The following is an 18,578-nucleotide window of genomic DNA, read 5'->3' as shown; positions in this document are numbered from 1 at the left end:
GTGAAATCGGTAACGTCGCGGAGGACTTAGCATAACGCCAAAAAGATTGGCAGTAGGCACAGTCGCAATTTTGGGAACAGTTGCTGTAGTGGGATAAGGTGAAGACGGAGAGGGAGGATTTGGTGAAGCTGGTGGCGGTGTTGAATAATAGGGAGGCGATGATGCCGAAGTCGATGGAGCAAACGGTGAAAGATGTTGTGGGAAAGTTAATGGATGCGCTGGTGGCGAAGAAAAAGGCGATAACTGACTATAAGATAACGTCGCTGAAGCTGATGGACTTGGAGCTGTTGAAGGCGACGGTGAATTTGATGAAGCCGGCGCTGTTAAAGTCTATGCTGTCTGAGGCGGGGGGTATGCTTAATGGGCTGAGGGTGACGTGGGTGTGGATGAGGGAGGAAGATGTTGCAGGAGAGGTTGTAGTTGAAGAAAAAGTTGCAGTCGCAGTATAAAAAATCTTTGTATTAGTCTGAAAAGTCTTTGAGTTTTGTTCATTGGAACTTTGTTCCTTGGGATTTAGTCCCTTTAAAATAGTGTTTCTTTAAAAAGATGAATGTTGTAGCAAATACCACAAAGGATGAAGCAGTACGTAGTGTGTAGGAAAGATAAAGCAGGTAGCTTTGATTGTGCAGAAAGTTTGTGCCTAGCGCAGAGTTAAATAAAGAGCCTAATGGCTTAAAAAAGGATGGTTTAAATGATTAGATTTAAAGATGTAACAAAAGTTGTTTTAGTACTTGCTTTGTGTTTTGGTTTTGCTGGGGTTAGTAGTACCATCTGTGAAGGAGCTTTACCACCGATGACTTGTGCAGAAGCTCAAAAAAACTATATAAACTCTCGAGCGAACTGTTTGCAGGCAATTTATATAAAAAAAGAATATGAAAAATGTGCAAATTCGCAGGAATGTGACCATAGTGTATCAGAAGAGGCAGCTAATGAACTAGACAGAGCCAGTTACTGTGCGAAAGCAGATGAAGCTAAGAAATTTGTAAAGGAATTTTGCGTGGAGAAGATGATGGATGAACTGAAGGAGGAAGCAGTACGTAGTGTGTAGGAAAGATAAAGCAGGTAGCTTTGGATTGTGCAGGAAGATACTTTGTGCCAAGCGCAGAGTTAAATAAAGAGCCTAATGGCTTAAAAAAGGATAATTTAAATGATTAGATTTAAAGATGTAACAAAAGTTGTTTTAGTACTTGCTTTGTGTTTTGGTTTTGCTGGGGTTAGTAGAGCTGAAAAATTTAAAACGTGTCCACTTTTTGGTCCAGTGGATTGTGCAGCAGCTCAGAAAGACTATATAAACTCTCGAGCGAACTGTATGCAGGCACGTTATATAAAAGGAGAACATGAAAAATGTGCAAAAACGTGGGGATGTGATCATAGTGCATCAGAAGAGGCAGCTAATGATCTTGACAGCGCCCGTTACTGCGCGAAAGTAGATAAAGCTAAGAAATTTGTAGAGGAACTTTGCGATGAAGAAGATATGGATGAACTTATGGGTGAACTGGAGAAAAAAGCATATTCAAAATTCCAAAATTTGCCACGTGTAAATGTTAATAAAAACAACTGAGTAAGATAAAGACCTATAAATCAATTTCTTCAAATACTTTCAAAACTTACGGGTAATAACCCTAAGTGTGCCCGTAAGTTTCTTTAATTTGTCCCATCAACCGTGTAATGACTGTCTGTTTTGGGATAGCTCCTCATATCCATAAGTCCTGATAGTTTTTACAAATCTCTCTATTTGATACTTAGGTATGCCTGTTCTCATTGATATTTCTTTTTTGTTTAATATTCTCAAATGTAACCTAAAATACAATATTGCTTGTTGTGCATAACTGTAATTATAACGATATATCGGTATTTCGCTGTCTTGTATAAGTTTGAACCGCTCTTTTAATTCACATAGACTATTGTGTTCTTTTTCAAGACTTTGATTGATGCTTGTCCGATTGTATGATAAACTTAATTCGTTTTGGCGATATTGTTTTAACAAATTCTTAACTGTTTTATACCTGCCTCCTACCTTGTTAGATTTAGATATAAACAGTATTGTTTTGATTTTGCATCTTTCTATTTTTTAGTATCTTTTTGATTTTGCGTTGACAATCTAATAAGTTCTGATTGAAATATAAGCACGTTTTATATATAATCACTGTTCTCAGGTATTTGCTTAGTGTTTGAAACAGCGCACTTGCTGTTCATGCTGCCATCGTCTAGCGGTTTAGGACATCGCCCTCTCAAGGCGGAGATCACGGGTTCAAATCCCGTTGGCAGCATTTTTGAAATATCGACAATATACTGATGTTAGTTCTTTTTATTGACGAGAAATTAAATCTATAATCTTTTGTTCGAGTGGATATTCAACTAACCGCCTCTAGAAATCAATACGTGTTTTTCTGTAGCCACAACATATCCCTTTTATTTTACTTTGTAATTTACAATATGTTATTATTTCACAGATATTTTATCAATCCCCGCAAGTTGTAAAGGGATTATTTAGTAAATTATAAACTAAATAAAGGAGAGTAGCATGAAAACAGCAAACAAGGTAGTTGTGAGAAATGGACAGATAGTAGAAGCAGAATTAGTTGTACAATTTTTTTGCGACCAAAAACATAAAGAGGTTGTAGCAGAATGTCCGTCTTTGTTGATAGCGACTTCAGGCAAAGATTTATCGCATGCCAAAGAAATGTTTAAAGAGGCTTGCGAACTGTGGATAGAAACGGTCAACAAAGATTTCGATGCGAGAGAAGAACTCGAAAATATGGGCTGGAAATTTACAGGGATGCAAGCAATTTCTACAAGTACAAAAAATTTAGTTGACGATTTATTTTTGTTGTCTAACAATTCTATCATGTTTAATGTTCCAGCGCCAACATGGGCAAACTAAAAAAAAGGTTTAAATTGGTATAATTAGTTTTGTATAATCACAACAGTTACGAGAGCTAGTCGTTTCTATAAATACTGTTTGTAAAGAAAGACAAAAGACTTATATATTACGCTTGTAAATAAAACACGGGGGAGGGGATTTGATTAATTTCAATAAAGTCGTAAGCATTATTGTTTTATTTAGCTTTGTGTTGTGTTCATGTGGAAGCAACAAGGACCCACTTACGACTACGTGTTGTTACGATGAAAACATGGTTCAATGGGGTCTTAAGAAAAGTCGATGTATTGATCCAAAGAAAGGTGTATGTTATAACACTAACATTGTTCCAAGAGATAATTCAAAGGGAATTTCCTCGTGTTGTCTCCATGATGATATTGACAGAGGCTTAGGTGAATGCGTTGACCCTGCCAAACATTCATGCTATGTCGATCCAACTAGATATACTGTAACTACTGTAATGAAATTTCTTGAACGATACCGTGACTACGGATATGATGAAACAATTAAGGAAATATACCAAAAATTGTCAGTTGGGATGATGTTAAACGCAGACGCAGTCAGAAAAGCAGATGAAAGAGTTAGCAAAATACCCAAGCCAGTTGAAATTGATGGAGAAGCTGGATTTGAAAGAGAGGTTTTGTCGTCGGACAAGCCGGTGGTGTTAGTTGTTTTTTCGCTTCCAGGTTGCCCACACTGCGTAAATTTTTCTCCTACTGTTAATGAACTTGCATCTACGTATGATGGGAAGAAAGCAAAAATATGTAAAGTTAATACAAGTAAAACTGAGGAATTACTTAAGTCCCCCCTGTTGAAGAAGTTGCAAATAGAAATAAAGGGTTTTCCATGTTCGATTTTGTTTAAAAAAGGCAAAGACGGCAAAATGGTTCTAGCAGAAAAAATAGAAGGTAACAAGAAAAAAGAGATCTTAGAAGAAAGTATAAACAAAGCTCTTCCTGAAGAAAAATGAGATGAACATGAAGATGAATAGGAAATAGACAAAGCTCCTTAAAGTCTTGCTTAAGACTCTTGAGTGATATACACACATCTGCAAGGGAAACATAAGAATCATAAAGATTTCATAAATACTTTATATCTTAATATCTTAAATTTGACAAACCCATAGAAAAGATGTAGCATTCTTTCATAGACAGCAGTCAAACAGAAAAAGTTGTATATTCTTTTCTTGCCCGCCAATAGTTTGGATAACTCTTGAATTCACATCAACACAAGATTTAACAAGTCGCATGTAACATTCCCTAAGAGTTCTCAAAAGATTTAATAGAAAACTTACGGTTATTCATTAATTAAATACTGTAGTAATACCACAAAAGAGGAAATAGACGTTGTAGGATGATTGCAAACACACTTTGCGCCTAGCGTAGAGTAAAATAAAAGCGTCTAATGGCGCAAAAGGATGATTAATAGGTTTGATTTTTATCGTGGGGGACAAATGACTACCAATGATGTCACTGTTTTTATAAGTTTAGTTGCCGGACTTACAAGTTTTGTAAGTCCCTGTGTTTTGCCTTTAATACCATCTTTTATTTCTCTTATAACCGGCATGTCAGTTGACGATTTAAAGACATCAAATAAATCATCAAAGCATATATTTATAAAAACTTTGCTTTTTATTTTGGGTTTTTCTCTTGTTTTTATTGGACTTGGAATGTCTGTGAGTCAGTTTGGAAGTTTGCTTGGCAAATATAACGCAATATTGAGATATATCGGCGGTTGCATCATCATATTGTTTGGACTGCATATGTGCGCAGTATTAAAAATCAGTTTTCTGTATAGACATTTTTCTTATGCAAGCAAAAGTCCACCCTCAGCACTAACAAATATAGGCATATTTTTTACAGGTGTAACATTCGCTTTAGGTTGGACACCGTGTATTGGTCCGGTTTTGGCATCAATTTTAATTGTTGCTTCAACTCAAGGAACAATTCTAAACGGGTTTTGGTTGTTGGTGTTTTATTCTTTGGGTTTTGGCATTCCGTTCATGCTCACTGCTCTTTTTGTAAATAAATTTTTAAGCGCCTTTAATGTTATAAAAAAACATTATAAAACAATAGAAATTGTATCAGGAATATTGTTGATTTTTACTGGCGTATTACTCATCACAAACGGATTTTCTAAAATCACATCGTTTGTACTTTATATTATTTAAAAGTAGTATGAATGATCGGAAGATGTAAAAGCTGATTCTATAATTTCTACTTTATTATCATCTGCGGCAGCAACATCAAAACGAATATCATTTTTGATATTATTCTGCTTGACATACGTTATTGCTGACTTAATAATTTTCTGCTGTTTTTTAAATGTTACTGCTTCTTGAGGGACACCGCTATATAAAGATTTTCTGTATTTGACTTCAATAAAAACTATAGCGTCTTTATGCTTTGCTATTATGTCTATCTCGCCAAATTTTGTACTGAAATTTGTTTCAATAACTTCATATTTTAACTTTTTTAAATACTCAACAACTTCTTTTTCTTTCTCAAAGCCAATATCTTTGGTTGTTTTCATAAAATCCTTGGCTATAGTTAAATCACTTTAAGTTGCTCTGTTTAAGGTTTAACGACTCTCAATTGCGAGACTTGCGACGTTTGCAAGTTGTGGCAAGCTATGGTCAGGTCAAACTAGGCTTTATATCGATACAATTGCGCTACTTAAATTTACTGAAAAGAGCGTAGCTCGTAGAGTTAGCTCAAAAAATAGCGCACTGCGTAGTTGGACTTCCTATGGTGCAATTTTAAGTAATTTGACTATATTACACAAAATGAATTCCGAGTCAAACCAGTAACGGTATATCAACGATAACAAGTAACTCAACTAAATATTAAGTTTTATCTAAGAAACGATATCGCTTATGGGAGCAAAAGTTAGTCTATGAAGCGGGCATGGACCGTACTTCTCCAAGGCTTCTATATGTTTCTTCGTGCCATAGCCTTTGTGTGTTTCAAACCCATAAATAGGGTATTGCTTTGCATAATCTGCCATCATTCTATCTCTAATGACCTTAGCAAGAATCGAAGCAGCCGCAATACGTGCACTTTTTGCATCTCCGCTAACAACTGTTTCTTGATTAATAGATAGGTTTGGGACTTTACGATTGCCGTCTATTAAACAAAAATCAGGTTTTACTCGTAATCTAAGCACAGCCCGCGACATTGCAAGGAATGTCGCCTGCAAAATATTGATCTTATCTATGGTTTTATTATCAACAGTTTCAATAGCGTAAGCGGAAGCTCTTTCTTTTATTATTTCAAAAAGCTTTTCTCTTTTCTTTGGCGACAACTGTTTTGAATCGTTTAAATCTTGGATTATTATGCCTTTGGGAAGAATTACTGCAGCTACAACCACGGGACCTGCCAAAGGACCCCGCCCAGCTTCATCAATGCCTGCAACGGCATCATACCCTCTATCGTAAAAGCTACTATCAAAAGAGAACGTTACCATTCGTTTGTACAATCTTAATTTGCAACAGAAACTTGCGTTGGCGATTCTTTCTTCCCAAATCTTCTAGAAGAATCTTCAGAAATTCTTGCAGCCTTACCTGAAAGATTTCTTAGATAATACAATTTTGCTCTGCGCACTTTTCCACGTCTTACAACTTCAACTTTTTCAATGCGAGGGGAATGAATAGGAAAAATCCTTTCAACTCCTACTCCGAAAGAAATTTTTCTTACTGTGAAAGTTTCTGAAAGTCCGCTACCTTTCACACGTATAACTACGCCTTCAAAAACTTGTGTTCTTTCATTTTCACCTTCAACTACTTTAAAATATACTTTTATCTGATCGCCGGATTTGAAAGATACCCCCAAATCCTTTTTCTGCGCTAACTGAACATGCTCTAGTAATAACATTTACTACTCTCCTTTATGAACAACAAAACAACTTGTACTAGCAAGAAACACTACACCCTCTTGCTCCCAAAGCAAGCGCGATAGCCAATTACACTACTCCCAGATTTTACTTTTTTATTTCCCGTGGACATAACACCCGCGGGGTTGGCTGAGTACAGCCACCTTATACAGCGTCGTCGGCGTCGATGTCGTTGTAGATACACTTACATTGCACTGCAACCAATCACCTTTTACTTTTCAATTTCTACTTTGTCTATCAATAAATCCGGGCGACGTTCCTTCGTTCTTTTATACGATTCTTTTGCACGCCATTCGCCAACTTTTTTATGATCCCCCGACAAAAGTACCTCTGGAACTTTATGACCCTTAAACACTGCAGGTCTTGTATAATGGGGATAATCCAACAATCCATTATAGAATGAATCGTTTTTTACAGAATCTTCCTCTTTGACAACTCCGTGAAGCATTCTTGCAATACTATCGACTAAAACCATTGCTGGGATCTCTCCACCGGTAAGAACATAATCGCCTACCGATATCTCTTCATCAACATAATTTATAACACGCTCATCAATACCTTCATAATGCCCGCATACAAGAACTAAATATTTAAACTTTGCAAGGTTTTTTACAATTTTATTGTTTAGCGTTTTACCCTGTGGCGACATATAAATAACATATGGTTTTGAATATGGATTTTTATAAGCACTGTTTTTCCTTTTGACACCCGCGCTTTTTATAGCACTGTACAACGGCTCAGGCTTCATAACCATTCCAACACCGCCACCAAAGGGCTTATCATCAACTTTTTTATGTTTGTCTTCAGAGAAAGATCTTATATCAACAATATTAATTTTAAGAAATTCTTTTTTTGCCGCTCTGCCTATTAAACTTTCCGTAAAAGGACCTTTAAACATCTTAGGGAAAATCGTAAGAATGTCAATCCTCATACACATAATGACCATTATATTCAAAAAGATCGTCAGCCAGTTTCACTTGACCATAAATGTCTTCATACTCTTTAGGTAAAGCAACAAAAATTTTCTTCCTCGCAATGTTTACCTCTTTTATTACATTTTTTAATGCAGGAATCAAGATTTCTTCATTGTAACATTTTACAATCCAAACGTCGTTGCTACCCGTTAACACAACATCCGAAAGAATTCCCAAACGAAGTCCGTTTTGATTAAAGACTTCAAAACCCAAGATGTCGGAAATCTTCCACTTTAAATCGTTCTTTTTCAGATCCATTTCCTTACTCAATTACTTCGACAGTTGCTCTTTTATTAAGTTTTGCGGAAGCTGAATTCACAATAATTCTTATTGCCTTAACAATTCTGCCCTCTTTACCAATAATCTTGCCTCTGTCCCCATCGGCGACTTTTAATTCCAAAACCGTTGCTTTCTCCCCTGCAATTTCTCTGACTTCTACCTGTTCCGGACTGTCAACCAAAGCTCTCGCAATTAAAAGCACAAGTTCTTTCAAAAGTCCCCCCCCCCTTAGTAGTAAACAACTTAGTAACTATCAACTATCTATTTTCAATTGTTCGGTTCTTTTTTATTAATGCAGCCACTGTTTCTGAAGCTTGCGCTCCGGTACCTAGCCAATAATTCACCCTGTCCATATTAACATTGAATTTATTATCTACTGCTATTGGATCATACTGACCAAGAATCTCTATAGGTTCTCCATCTCTCTTAGACCTCTGATCAACTGCTACTACTCTGTAATAAGGTCTTTTTGGTTTGCCCCTTCTCTGCAAACGTAGTCGAACTGCCATTTTGTACCTCCATACTCAACACCATAGCTTACCAGTCGCAAAAATCACTGGGAGCAGAATTGTATATAAATAAGTCCATCTTGTCAAACGACAACGACGTATTTTTTATGACAGTATCTTCAAACGGAGGGAGAGAGATTCGAACTCTCGGTACGGACTTTCATCCGTACACCGGTTTAGCAAACCGGCGCACTAGACCAACTATGCGACCCCTCCAAACAAGCAGGGATTGTACTAAATATTACCGTTCCTTGCAATAAAATGTATTAGTTGATATAATCCTGTTTCGACGAAGCAGCAATAATGCGCACTGGAATGTTGCGTCTACAATTGAGGTAATAAATGCAAATAATTGACGGTAAAAAAATATCAAATGATAAAAGAATTGAAATTAAAGAAAGAGTTGCTCTGCTTAAACAGCAAACGGGAAATGTCCCGGGTCTTGCAACGATTTTAGTGGGCAAAGATCCTGCAAGCCAAGTTTATATTAAATCAAAAATTAAAGCATGCGAAGATGCTGGAATAATATCCTACCACCACAATCTTGATAATAATGCCTCTCGAAAAGAGATTATCGCTTTAATAAACGAATTGAACGCAAATCCAAAAATTGACGGTATTTTATTGCAACTACCTCTTCCAAATGATGAAGATGCTCAAGAATGCATTAATGCAATAAGTCCTTTAAAGGATGTTGACGGTCTTAATCCTTTTAATGCAGGACTTCTCAATTTATCAAAAAACTGGGACGAAATAATCAAAAAAAATATTTTAGTTTCTTGCACACCTCTTGGCGTTATACATTTATTACATGAATCAAATGTAGTAATTGAAGGAAAAACAGCAATTGTTATAGGCAGATCAAATTTGGTGGGCAAACCTCTTTCAATGCTCTTACTTGCAAACAGCGCAACGGTTATAATGGCTCATTCAAAAACAAAAAATTTAAAAAAGATGTGTAAGATCGCAGACATTGTTATCGTAGCTATAGGCAAACCAAAATTTGTGAGTAAAGAATTTATAAAAGACGGAGCAACGGTTATTGACATCGGAATAAATAGAACGCTTAACGGACTGAGTGGCGACGTTGATTTTGACGATGTTAAAAACATGGATATAACAATAACACCTGTTCCCGGCGGAGTTGGACCAATGACAATAACGATGCTTTTAGGAAACACTTTAAAAGCATTTAGCAACAGAAACAATTACGTTCGCTCGGAGATAAAATGAATTTTGATTTTATTATAACTTTTTTCCTGCCGATTCTAGCAGGTACGCTGTATTTTTTTATGGCGATTGAAGTAAAACGTACAAGCAAGTTTCGTTCTATGATGTTTGGCGAAATCGGTTTTAAAAAAATTGAATTTGCGTTCATAATATTTGGTATTTATTTTATTACGCGACCCTTTCAGAATGTTTTAGGATCTCATCCATGGCCATTGATAATAAATTGTATGAGGCAATTTTTTTTAATGGCTGTAATTGCTCCTTCTATTCTTGTTGCTATTTTCCACTGGGTACCTACGCCTAGCGGCGCGCCGCACTCTACAAAATTTGCCGCTTATACAATGGGATCTTTAATGGGAATAATTTTTGTTTTGCTAAACAGTATTGCCGTAACGGGATCTAGAGTTGTGTCAACATGGGGCGATATTAATATATACGACCCTGTGTGGTTTCAATCCGTACATACATCGATACAACTTATATTAATACATTTAATTTGCCAGTTTGTTTCACCTGTAGGATTTTTACTTCTCGCTGCAGCATATGTAAGACATAGACGACATAATTATCAGCTTGCAAATATTTATAATTTAATACCCACAAAATGGAGATATCTTGAAGCAAGTTTAATCATTTTTGTAGCATCGTTTATAGCAACAGGCATCGCTGTACTTTGTGGCTCTTATTACACTTATCTGTGGTCTATTTATTTTATTGGTTCAATCGTTGCCGGCATTTTTGCAATGAGAAGTATCAAACTTCCTCCTCGTGAAGTTCCAAATGATTTAAAATAATAATTTGCTTTTTTTTTTCTTTTTTGTAATAATGGTGCCCGAGATGAAACTTTCCACGCTTTGCGCGCGCGGAAGTATAAAAAGGGAGATTCTTCCCAAAAGGAGTCGCACATGGCTTGTGGATGCGCAGGAAAAAAAGCAGTGTCTAAGAAAAAGAAGGTTGTAAAAAAAATGGCAAACGAAACTGTCGCTAAAAAGAAGAAAAAATAAAATTTTGTAAAGTAAAAAAGCCGATTCTTAAGAAGAGTCGGCTTTTTTTGTTTGTTGCCACACCTATAGTACTTGCGCTTTTTTAGATTTTATTATGTCGAAACCCGTATATTTTCTCAGTGCCTCAGGAATTACTACAGAGCCGTCTTCTTGCTGATAGTTTTCAAGTATTGCTGCAAAAGTTCTACCAACGGCGACACCTGAACCATTTAGTGTGTGTAAAAGATCTTTCCTCTTATTTTGAAAATATTTCATTTTTATATTCATTCTTCTTGCTTGGAAATTTCTAAAATTTGAGCATGAAGAAATTTCCCTATACATTGAATCTCCGCTAAGCCATACTTCCAAATCATAAGTTTTCGCCGATGAAAAACTCATGTCGCCTGTTGACAAAAGAACAACTCTATACGGGAGCTTGAGCAATTCTAAAACATTACCTGCATCAAGAACAAGAGATTCTAATTCTTCGCTTGAAGTTTCGGGTTTAACAAATTTTACGAGCTCAACTTTATTAAATTGATGGTTTCTTATAAGCCCTTTAGTATCTTTACCATACGTTCCGGACTCTCTCCTAAAACATGCGGAATAGGAAACAAGTTTTTGTGGGAGCAAAGACTCGTCTAAAACACAATCTCTGTAAATATTTGTTACAGGTACTTCCGCTGTAGGTATTAAATATAAATCATCGTTAGCGCATTTAAAGGCATCTTCTCCAAACTTTGGCAACTGACCTGTCCCCCTCATAGAAGCACCGTTCACAAGATAAGGGGTCATTATTTCCTTATATCCTCTTGATTTATGCGTATCTAAGAAAAAAGATATAATTGCTCTCTCTAAAGCGCAACCTTCATTTTTTAAAACTGCAAAACGCGAACCCGAAATTTTTGATGCTGTCGCAAAATCAAGAATATCCAGTTTCTCTCCAATTTCCCAGTGATGTTTAGGTTGAAATGAATTTTTTTTTATCTCCCCGACAACTCTTATAATCTTATTATTTTTTTCATCTTTGCCTATCGGAACACTTTCGTCAGGAATATTTGGAAGCCCAAGAAGAAAATCTTCCATTTGATTTTTAATCATCAAAAGCTGTTTTTCCTGCTCTTGAATTATATCTCTTGTTTCATTTATTTCTGCAAGAATATCTGGAGAAGGTTCTTTGCCGTCTCTTTTAAGTTTTCCTATTTCTCCAGATTCTTTATTTCTTTTAAGCCTTAGTTTTTCTATCTCCCCTATTACAAACTTTCTTTCCTCGTCCAACTTTAATATTTGATCAAAGTTGACAGCTTTATTTCTATTTAGCATCGCTTGTTTAACAGCTTCAACATTTTCTTTAATAACTTTGATGTCTAGCATTTTCTCTCCTTATATATAGTCGGCTAACTTTATATTGGTACGTTAGCTCAAAAATGGATGTAACGCGAGACGGACCGACGAAGCAATAACTCATTCCTCTTGCTAGGAAGTCAAACGCCGCAACGCGCTATTTTTGCGCCATACACCCTTTTCAGTAAATTTCATCTGTTTTATTTGTCAATAGTTCAATACTACACCACCTCTCATAAAACAGCCAAAATTTCATTGAAAATTAAGTAGCGCAATTGTATCAACATAAAAGTTAGTTGACTATATGTTCATATAATGTAGTTCCACACAATCCTTGGAACCTATTGCTGTTTCAACATCGTCTATAAATTTATCAGAACAGTCGGACAGATATTCTGTTTCAATAGAAAATTTCCCGTGTAAGGAATCTTCTAAATCAAGATAAACTTTTGCTTTGCCCTTATGTTGACTAAAAATTTTCTTTAGTTCATCGCTTAAAGTATCATCATATCTTGTTGTAGAAACTTTTACATGCACTTCTCCGCAATTTGCCGGAAATTTCTTTTTGGCTTCATCTATTGTCATTATATCCTCTACTATTATTTCAGGTTGTCCATGCGTCCCCATTAATCCACCCTTTGCTACAACAACATTATTGGGCGTAATATAAGAACTAAATCTTTCAAAATTTTTTGGGAAGAGTATCGCATCAACACTACCGTGCAGATCCTCTATTCTCAATCTCGCATAAGGTTCTTTTTTTACTTTTGAAATAAGTTTTTTTACAGAGACTATCATACCGGCAACGCGTACACTTTGCGCCGTTTTAAAATCAACATTTTCTTTCGGTTCCGGTAATTTGTCAAGCCTATAATTAGAATATGCAACAAGATCTCTCTTTCTCGGGGTTAACGGATGCCCAGAAAGATAAAATCCCAAAACTTCTTTTTCAAAAGCTAACGCTTCAGAAAGTTCAAGCGGTTTTGCCTTTTGTAATGAAGATACGCTTATCATAGTTTCTGAATTATTGAAAAGAAACCCTTGCGCTGAATCTCTTTCTTGTTTTATTTTTTCAGTTTTATTCACAGATGAATCTATACTTTGAATAAGACTTGCTCTTATTGCAAGTTTGTCTTTGCCAAAAGTATCGAAAGCGCCGGCCTTTGCAAGACTTTCAAGAGCTTTCTTATTTGTTGATTTCAAATCTATTCTTTGTAAAAAATCATTCCAATCCTTAAATTTTTTGCTTTTTTTACCATCCAATCTTGCTTGCTCTATAGATTCTGTTAGTCCTTCTCCGACAGTTTTAACTGCAAGCAACCCAAAACGTATATTCTTGCCTTCTATTCTAAAATTTCCATCAGAGTATTGTACGTCTGGGGGTAATACTTTAATACCAAAAAGAGCGGCATCTTCTAAATACATTATCAATTTATTTTCTTCATTACCCTTTACAGAAGAACGACCTATTTCACTATTAAGCAAAGCGGTTATATATTCTAACGGGTGATTTGCTTTTAAATATGCTGTACGATAAGATACTACGCCGTACGCAGCAGAGTGGGATTTATTGAAACCATATCCAGCAAAAGCAACAATGTTATTAAACACTTTTTCTGATATTTTTCTATCAATATTTTTTTCTTTAGCGCCATTTATAAATTTCTCTCTTTCTTTTTCAATAACTTCAGGTATCTTTTTGCTCATAGCTTTACGTAAACTGTCTGCTTCTCCGGGTGTGAATCCCGCCATGGCAACTGACATCTTCATTACCTGTTCCTGATACAAAATAACGCCGTAAGTGCTTTTCAATATAGGTTCTTGCAAAGGATAATCGTAAACAATTTTTGTTCTGCCATGTTTGCGGTTTACAAAATCGTCCAACATTCCTGAACCCATAGGACCAGGTCGATACAAGGCAATTAATGCCACTATGTCGTCAATACTGCTCGGCTGAAGTTTTCTTATCAAATCCCTTATACCTTTACTTTCTAACTGAAACACGCCCATAGTTTTAGCTTCGTCAAGTAATTGATAAGTTTTTTTATCATCTAACGGAATAATGTCTAAATTAAAATCCGGATTTTTTTCATGTATAAATTTAACGCAATCGTCAATAATTGTAAGCGTTCTCAATCCCAAAAAGTCAACTTTTAAAAGACCCAACTGAGGCAGTACAACGCCGTCATACTGAGTTGTAATAATATCTTTTGAACCTTTTGCAAGAGGAGAATAATTTGTAATTTCTTCATTTGCTATAACCATCCCCGCGGCATGCACTCCGGTATGTCTTTTGAGACCTTCTAACTTTTGCGAAGTAGCTATGAGTTTTGCAATACGTTCGTCCGCTTTAACAAGTTTTGACAAATCTGTTGTAGTCTCTAAAGCCTCAGCAATACTTGCATTTTGAGGGATAAGTTTTGCGATGTTATTTGACTCCGTAGGAGTAAATCCCATCACTCTTGCAACGTCTCTTATAACAAGTCTAGACTGCATTGAGCCAAATGTTATAATCTGCGCGCATTTTTCTTCACCGTATTTGCGACGCACATATTTTATAACTTCGTCACGTCCCGTATCTGCAAAGTCTATATCTAAATCAGGCATTGATCTTCTATCAGGGTTTAAAAATCTTTCAAACAGTAAATCATATTTTAACGGACAAATGTCTGTAATGCCTAAAGTGTATGCGACCATCGAGCCCGCGCCAGAACCTCTACCCGGTCCTACTGGAATGCTATGATCTTTTGCATATTTTATGAAGTCAGATACTATTAAAAAATAAGACGCAAAACCCATACTGTTAATAATAGAAAGTTCATGCCTTAATCTTTCATCATGTTCGGGTTTAATTATATTGTATCTTTCAGCAAGTCCTTGACGACAAAGCATTTCAAGATATTCTGAATCTGATTGATATTCTTTTGGTACGGGAAATTGTGGCAAGAGCAGTTTATCTGTATTGATTTCAAGATTAATTTTTTCAGCAATGATTAAAGTGTTTTTTGTTGCTTCAGGTACGCAAGAAAACGTTTTTGTCATCTCTTCCGCGCTACGGTAATAAAAAAGGTCTGAATCGAATCGCAGTCTTTTTACATCGTCTAACATCTTCCCTGTGCCAATACAAAGCAAAATGTCGTGAATTTTAGAATCTTCTTTTCTTAAGAAATGACAATCGTTTGTTGCAACTAGAGGAATGCCTGTTTTTTTTGACAGTTCAATAAAATCGGGAATTATTCTTTTCTGATCTTCAAGACCATTATCCATAATTTCTATATAAAAATTATCCGCGCCGAAAATATCGCGGTATTCTATTGCAACTTTTTCCGCTTTCTCCTTATTTCCTTTAAGTAGCGCTGACGCAACTTCGCCTGCAAGACAACCCGAAAGAGCAATAAGACCTTTACTGTATTTTCTTATACTTTCCTTATCAACTCGAGGCTTATAATAAAAACCCTCCGTAAAACCCACGCTTACCAAACGCATAAGGTTTTGATAACCTTCGAAATCTTTGGCAAGCAACGTTAAATGATTGTAATTGCCGCCATCTTCAGCTGTCCTATCTATAACTTTATCTAAACGTGATTTTGGAGTAACATATACTTCACAACCTATAATTGGTTTTATGCCACTTTGTTTTGCAGCCCAATAAAATTCCATAGCTCCGTACATATTACCGTGATCTGTAATAGCAAGAGCGGACATTTTATATTCATTAGCTATAAGATTAAATAACGCTCCGGGTTTTCCTTTGTCATCTGTCAATCTGCATGCGCCATCAAGAAGTGAATATTCGGTATGATTGTGTAAATGTACAAATTCTGCTGCCATAGAAAACACCTGTTGTTTGGATTTTTGTTAGACAAAATATTATATCATTTTTAGAGTAATAAATTTAAATAAAAAAAAGCTGGAAGCTGTTATGCCTAACCGTCACTGTTTAATTTTTATCTTGACAGTTACTACATATTTTCCCCTTTTCCTGTCAAATCATTAAAAAAAGGCATCGAAAAATGGAAGGAAAAAGGAAGTAAAATATCATGTAAAAAGGCGCCGATTTAGAAGCCTTTTTAGTTTCCTTTTTCATTCTAATTCCTTGCGGGATTAAAGTAGTATATTCTGCTCTTTTTCGGTGTCATTTTGCATGATTATGGTGCGTGCGTTGAATTAGTTAAATAATATTGATACAATGGATCCAGTGTTGTTGATTATCTTTGCGCAATGGGGAATATGGGGGCCAATTAGTTAGCTATGAAAAAGATTGTTATGATTTTATTATCAATGATGTTTTTATGTTCTTATGGTTACGCAGAAAAAATTAATAGAGCGCTTGTTGACGAACAAACCTTGAAAAATAATCCGTCTATTGTTGTGGCAAAACTTAACTTGGATAATGCAAAGCGAGCATATTATGGTTCTTTCGGTTCGTTCTTTCCTAGCTTGACTTTGTTTGGAACATTCTCAGACGCTAAATTTGAAAAACGAGAGCGTTCTTACGGATTAGAGACATCTCTTTCCCTTTTTTCAGGCTTTAAAACATACAATGACGTAAAAGAGAAAGCTGCCCTTGTTAAAGTTGCACAGGCAAATTACGATAGAGCTGTTTCCGATGCTATGTGCACGGCTCGTGCTGAATATGTAAATTTAATGTGGGCGTATGAAACAGTTGAATTGTCAGTCCAAATAAGAGAAAGAAGAATAAAAAACAAAGATTTAATAAAGTTTAAATACAATTCGGGCGATGTAGATATCAGTTCGCTAAAGATAGAAGAAGCCAATGTTGCGAAAGCCGATCATAATTTACGTAGAGCACAAAGATATATAGAGACGACTTCCGCGGCTTTACTTAAAGCAATAGGTAGAAATGATGATGCTGTAATTTTAGAAACAGATGAAAAAATTATATCTTTAGAACAAGCGCTCTCAAAACCCGACTACAATAGTCTTGTAGCAACAATTCCTGAATTCTTGATTGCCAAATACAAGCAAGATGCGAGTAAAGCTCACAATGCGATGGTGAAAAAATGTTGGCTACCATCGGTAGATATTGTTGGGGATATGATGCGTTCCAATAAATGGTCTCCTGATACTGAAGGATGGGTTGCTAAAATAAATGTATCATTCCCCTTTTTTGACGGAGGCAAAAACTACAACAATGTCAAAACGGCTTCAAATAATTTAAAAATAGCCTCAGAAACATTAAAAGACACAATAAATGGATTAAAAGTAGAAGCAGTAAAACGCTATAACGATCTTATCGATGCTCAAGAAGCGCTAGAAACAGAAACATATCATTTAAGCGCATTAAAATTGCAAGCGGAAGTTTCATCAAAAAAATATCTAAACGGATTTTTAACGTATCACGATTGGCACACGATGGAAGACAATTATACAAACTTTCAAATAGAACTGTTGGATCACAGGAAGAAGGTGGAGCAATCGAGGGGTAACTGGGACAATTTTTTAGGGAAAGGTTTTACTAATGACAAAGAGGAAAATAAATGAAAAAAATATTGTTAATTTTTGGGCTTTTGATTGTTGCATCAACAATAGCGATAGCTGTGTTTAAGTCGCAAAAACAGAAAATAGAACAGGAAGCAAGGCTTGAACCGAGGGAATTGCATGTAGAGTTTAGAGAAAACGGAAGAGTATATCCAAGGAACAGACTTGCAATCACACCTCAGTTTCCCGGAAGAATTGAAGAAATTCTTGTAGAGGAAGGTGATGCAATAAGAAAAGGTCAAATTATTGTTTGGATGAGTTCCAGGGAAAGAGCTTCACTGATAGATGCTGCGATGGCGATAAGTGAGAAAGAACATCAACGGTGGCAGAATATTTATAAGCCTGCGCCAATAGTAGCTTCGATGGATGGATTTATTATTGCAAGGAATAAAGAACCCGGACAGATCGTGTCTTCTTCTGATACAATTTTGGCTATGGCTGACGATTTGATAGTTTTTGCGGATATAGATGAAACAGATTTAAGTCGCATTGAGATTGGACTTAAGCTTAGGATGTACTTAGATGCATATCCAGCTGAAAGGTTTGAAGGTGTTGTAGAGCATATATATCATGAATCCACGTCAGTAAACAATGTTACGGTCTATACCATACGGATAAAACCTCTAGAAAAGCCCAAAGTATTTAGAGCAGGGATGAGCGTGATTATAACGATAACGGCGGAATCTAAAAAGGATGCGATGTCGATTCCAAGTATTTTTGTTACGGAAAAAGAGCAAGCAAAGACGGTAACTATAAAAACAGGGACTGCAAAAAAACCGATATTTGAAATAAGAGAAGTAACAACGGGCATAACCGACGGCAAATTTACAGAAATAGTTTCAGGTTTGAATGCGAGTGAAACAGTCGTGATTTTAAGCCAAAAACCAAAGGCAAAATCGAAAGCGGAAAAGTAATAAAAACGGCGCAGTTTTAATTCCCATTTCATTGAAAGGTGTGGCTGGCGTAGTCGTTGGGATATGGCATG

19 protein-coding genes and 2 tRNA genes are annotated in these 18,578 nt (G+C 36.0%); 11 read left to right on the top strand and 10 right to left on the bottom strand.

Translation table 11 applies throughout. The features are described from left to right. Positions 1-98 precede the first annotated feature (98 nt). The 7 genes from LE180_RS01000 (at position 99) to LE180_RS00970 (ending at position 5,051) form a co-directional block, all read left to right on the top strand. On the top strand, positions 99-449 hold the full coding sequence (locus LE180_RS01000; RefSeq protein ID WP_374133631.1) for a hypothetical protein: 351 nt from the start codon (positions 99-101) through the stop codon (positions 447-449). A 242-nt stretch (positions 450-691) separates the two neighbouring features. Then, on the top strand, positions 692-1,048 hold the full coding sequence (locus tag LE180_RS00995) for a hypothetical protein (protein WP_374133630.1): 357 nt from the start codon (positions 692-694) through the stop codon (positions 1,046-1,048). 99 nt (positions 1,049-1,147) lie between these two features. Further along, positions 1,148-1,561, top strand: coding sequence for a hypothetical protein (locus tag LE180_RS00990; protein ID WP_374133629.1), 414 nt, complete (start codon positions 1,148-1,150; stop codon positions 1,559-1,561). 635 nt (positions 1,562-2,196) lie between these two features. Continuing rightward, positions 2,197-2,270, top strand: a tRNA-Glu gene (locus LE180_RS00985). Between the two features lie 254 nt (positions 2,271-2,524). Continuing rightward, complete coding sequence (locus LE180_RS00980; protein WP_374133628.1) at positions 2,525-2,884, top strand: type II toxin-antitoxin system HicB family antitoxin; 360 nt, start codon at positions 2,525-2,527, stop codon at positions 2,882-2,884. Positions 2,885-3,023: 139 nt separating this feature from the next. Next, positions 3,024-3,851, top strand: a complete 828-nt coding sequence (locus LE180_RS00975; RefSeq protein ID WP_374133627.1) for a thioredoxin family protein — start codon at positions 3,024-3,026, stop codon at positions 3,849-3,851. Positions 3,852-4,334: 483 nt separating this feature from the next. Further along, complete coding sequence (locus LE180_RS00970) at positions 4,335-5,051, top strand: cytochrome c biogenesis CcdA family protein (protein WP_374133626.1); 717 nt, start codon at positions 4,335-4,337, stop codon at positions 5,049-5,051. On the opposite strand, the gene LE180_RS00965 is transcribed toward LE180_RS00970, so the two are convergent. From LE180_RS00965 to LE180_RS00930, 8 genes are all read right to left on the bottom strand, one after another. Further along, a complete protein-coding gene (locus LE180_RS00965; RefSeq protein WP_374133625.1) occupies positions 5,048-5,413 on the bottom strand; it encodes a YraN family protein in 366 nt (121 codons plus the stop codon). The two genes, LE180_RS00970 and LE180_RS00965, sit on opposite strands and share 4 nt — an antisense overlap. A gap of 324 nt (positions 5,414-5,737) precedes the next feature. Next, on the bottom strand, positions 5,738-6,346 hold the full coding sequence (locus LE180_RS00960) for a ribonuclease HII (RefSeq protein WP_374133624.1): 609 nt from the start codon (positions 6,344-6,346) through the stop codon (positions 5,738-5,740). Between the two features lie 14 nt (positions 6,347-6,360). Beyond that, entirely contained in the window at positions 6,361-6,753 is a 393-nt protein-coding gene (rplS, locus tag LE180_RS00955; protein ID WP_374133623.1) for a 50S ribosomal protein L19, read from the bottom strand. 230 nt (positions 6,754-6,983) lie between these two features. Further along, a complete protein-coding gene (gene trmD / locus LE180_RS00950) occupies positions 6,984-7,703 on the bottom strand; it encodes a tRNA (guanosine(37)-N1)-methyltransferase TrmD (RefSeq protein ID WP_374133632.1) in 720 nt (239 codons plus the stop codon). Further along, positions 7,693-8,004, bottom strand: coding sequence for a ribosome maturation factor RimM (locus tag LE180_RS00945; protein WP_374133622.1), 312 nt, complete (start codon positions 8,002-8,004; stop codon positions 7,693-7,695). Before LE180_RS00945 ends, trmD begins: the two co-directional genes overlap by 11 nt. A gap of 4 nt (positions 8,005-8,008) precedes the next feature. Further along, positions 8,009-8,239, bottom strand: a complete 231-nt coding sequence (locus LE180_RS00940) for a KH domain-containing protein (protein WP_374133621.1) — start codon at positions 8,237-8,239, stop codon at positions 8,009-8,011. Between the two features lie 43 nt (positions 8,240-8,282). Further along, entirely contained in the window at positions 8,283-8,534 is a 252-nt protein-coding gene (rpsP, locus tag LE180_RS00935) for a 30S ribosomal protein S16 (RefSeq protein WP_374133620.1), read from the bottom strand. A gap of 124 nt (positions 8,535-8,658) precedes the next feature. Continuing rightward, a tRNA-Ser gene (locus LE180_RS00930) sits at positions 8,659-8,750 on the bottom strand. A 126-nt stretch (positions 8,751-8,876) separates the two neighbouring features. On the opposite strand from LE180_RS00930, the gene LE180_RS00925 reads away from it, so the two are divergent. Together LE180_RS00925 and LE180_RS00920 are read left to right on the top strand one after the other, a co-directional pair. Next, positions 8,877-9,767 carry a bifunctional 5,10-methylenetetrahydrofolate dehydrogenase/5,10-methenyltetrahydrofolate cyclohydrolase gene (locus tag LE180_RS00925; protein WP_374133619.1) on the top strand — a complete coding sequence of 297 codons (891 nt, stop codon included), beginning with the start codon at positions 8,877-8,879 and terminating at the stop codon, positions 9,765-9,767. Further along, complete coding sequence (locus LE180_RS00920; protein WP_374133618.1) at positions 9,764-10,558, top strand: hypothetical protein; 795 nt, start codon at positions 9,764-9,766, stop codon at positions 10,556-10,558. The genes LE180_RS00925 and LE180_RS00920 overlap by 4 nt, the downstream gene beginning before the upstream one ends. A gap of 273 nt (positions 10,559-10,831) precedes the next feature. Here LE180_RS00920 and serS read toward each other — a convergent pair whose 3' ends face one another. Together serS and LE180_RS00910 are read right to left on the bottom strand one after the other, a co-directional pair. Then, complete coding sequence (gene serS, locus LE180_RS00915) at positions 10,832-12,121, bottom strand: serine--tRNA ligase (protein ID WP_374133617.1); 1,290 nt, start codon at positions 12,119-12,121, stop codon at positions 10,832-10,834. A 270-nt stretch (positions 12,122-12,391) separates the two neighbouring features. Next, positions 12,392-15,922, bottom strand: coding sequence for a DNA polymerase III subunit alpha (locus LE180_RS00910; RefSeq protein ID WP_374133616.1), 3,531 nt, complete (start codon positions 15,920-15,922; stop codon positions 12,392-12,394). A gap of 420 nt (positions 15,923-16,342) precedes the next feature. Here LE180_RS00910 and LE180_RS00905 point away from each other — a divergent pair, with 420 nt between their 5' ends. Both LE180_RS00905 and LE180_RS00900 read left to right on the top strand, forming a co-directional pair. Continuing rightward, on the top strand, positions 16,343-17,596 hold the full coding sequence (locus tag LE180_RS00905; protein WP_374133615.1) for a TolC family protein: 1,254 nt from the start codon (positions 16,343-16,345) through the stop codon (positions 17,594-17,596). Beyond that, positions 17,593-18,507, top strand: a complete 915-nt coding sequence (locus LE180_RS00900) for an efflux RND transporter periplasmic adaptor subunit (protein ID WP_374133614.1) — start codon at positions 17,593-17,595, stop codon at positions 18,505-18,507. Before LE180_RS00905 ends, LE180_RS00900 begins: the two co-directional genes overlap by 4 nt. Positions 18,508-18,578 lie beyond the last annotated feature (71 nt).

Origin of the sequence: Candidatus Endomicrobiellum pyrsonymphae (assembly GCF_020328025.1) — a bacterium.
GTDB classification, from domain to species: Bacteria; Elusimicrobiota; Endomicrobiia; order Endomicrobiales; family Endomicrobiaceae; genus Endomicrobiellum; species Endomicrobiellum pyrsonymphae.
The sequence above is the reverse complement of the archived record's forward strand: the minus strand, read 5'-3'. Positions and strand labels throughout refer to the sequence as shown.

Coding starts and splice junctions, on each gene's coding strand:
- LE180_RS00990 (WP_374133629.1), top strand. CDS start 1,148: ATGATTAGATTTAAAGATGTAACAAAAGTTGTTTTAGTACTTGCTTTG.
- trmD (WP_374133632.1), bottom strand. CDS start 7,703: ATGAGGATTGACATTCTTACGATTTTCCCTAAGATGTTTAAAGGTCCT.
- LE180_RS00900 (WP_374133614.1), top strand. CDS start 17,593: ATGAAAAAAATATTGTTAATTTTTGGGCTTTTGATTGTTGCATCAACA.
- LE180_RS00910 (WP_374133616.1), bottom strand. CDS start 15,922: ATGGCAGCAGAATTTGTACATTTACACAATCATACCGAATATTCACTT.
- LE180_RS00965 (WP_374133625.1), bottom strand. CDS start 5,413: ATGAAAACAACCAAAGATATTGGCTTTGAGAAAGAAAAAGAAGTTGTT.
- rpsP (WP_374133620.1), bottom strand. CDS start 8,534: ATGGCAGTTCGACTACGTTTGCAGAGAAGGGGCAAACCAAAAAGACCT.
- LE180_RS00925 (WP_374133619.1), top strand. CDS start 8,877: ATGCAAATAATTGACGGTAAAAAAATATCAAATGATAAAAGAATTGAA.
- LE180_RS00905 (WP_374133615.1), top strand. CDS start 16,343: ATGAAAAAGATTGTTATGATTTTATTATCAATGATGTTTTTATGTTCT.
- LE180_RS00995 (WP_374133630.1), top strand. CDS start 692: ATGATTAGATTTAAAGATGTAACAAAAGTTGTTTTAGTACTTGCTTTG.
- rplS (WP_374133623.1), bottom strand. CDS start 6,753: ATGTTATTACTAGAGCATGTTCAGTTAGCGCAGAAAAAGGATTTGGGG.
- LE180_RS00980 (WP_374133628.1), top strand. CDS start 2,525: ATGAAAACAGCAAACAAGGTAGTTGTGAGAAATGGACAGATAGTAGAA.
- LE180_RS00920 (WP_374133618.1), top strand. CDS start 9,764: ATGAATTTTGATTTTATTATAACTTTTTTCCTGCCGATTCTAGCAGGT.
- serS (WP_374133617.1), bottom strand. CDS start 12,121: ATGCTAGACATCAAAGTTATTAAAGAAAATGTTGAAGCTGTTAAACAA.
- LE180_RS00970 (WP_374133626.1), top strand. CDS start 4,335: ATGACTACCAATGATGTCACTGTTTTTATAAGTTTAGTTGCCGGACTT.
- LE180_RS00945 (WP_374133622.1), bottom strand. CDS start 8,004: ATGGATCTGAAAAAGAACGATTTAAAGTGGAAGATTTCCGACATCTTG.
- LE180_RS00960 (WP_374133624.1), bottom strand. CDS start 6,346: ATGGTAACGTTCTCTTTTGATAGTAGCTTTTACGATAGAGGGTATGAT.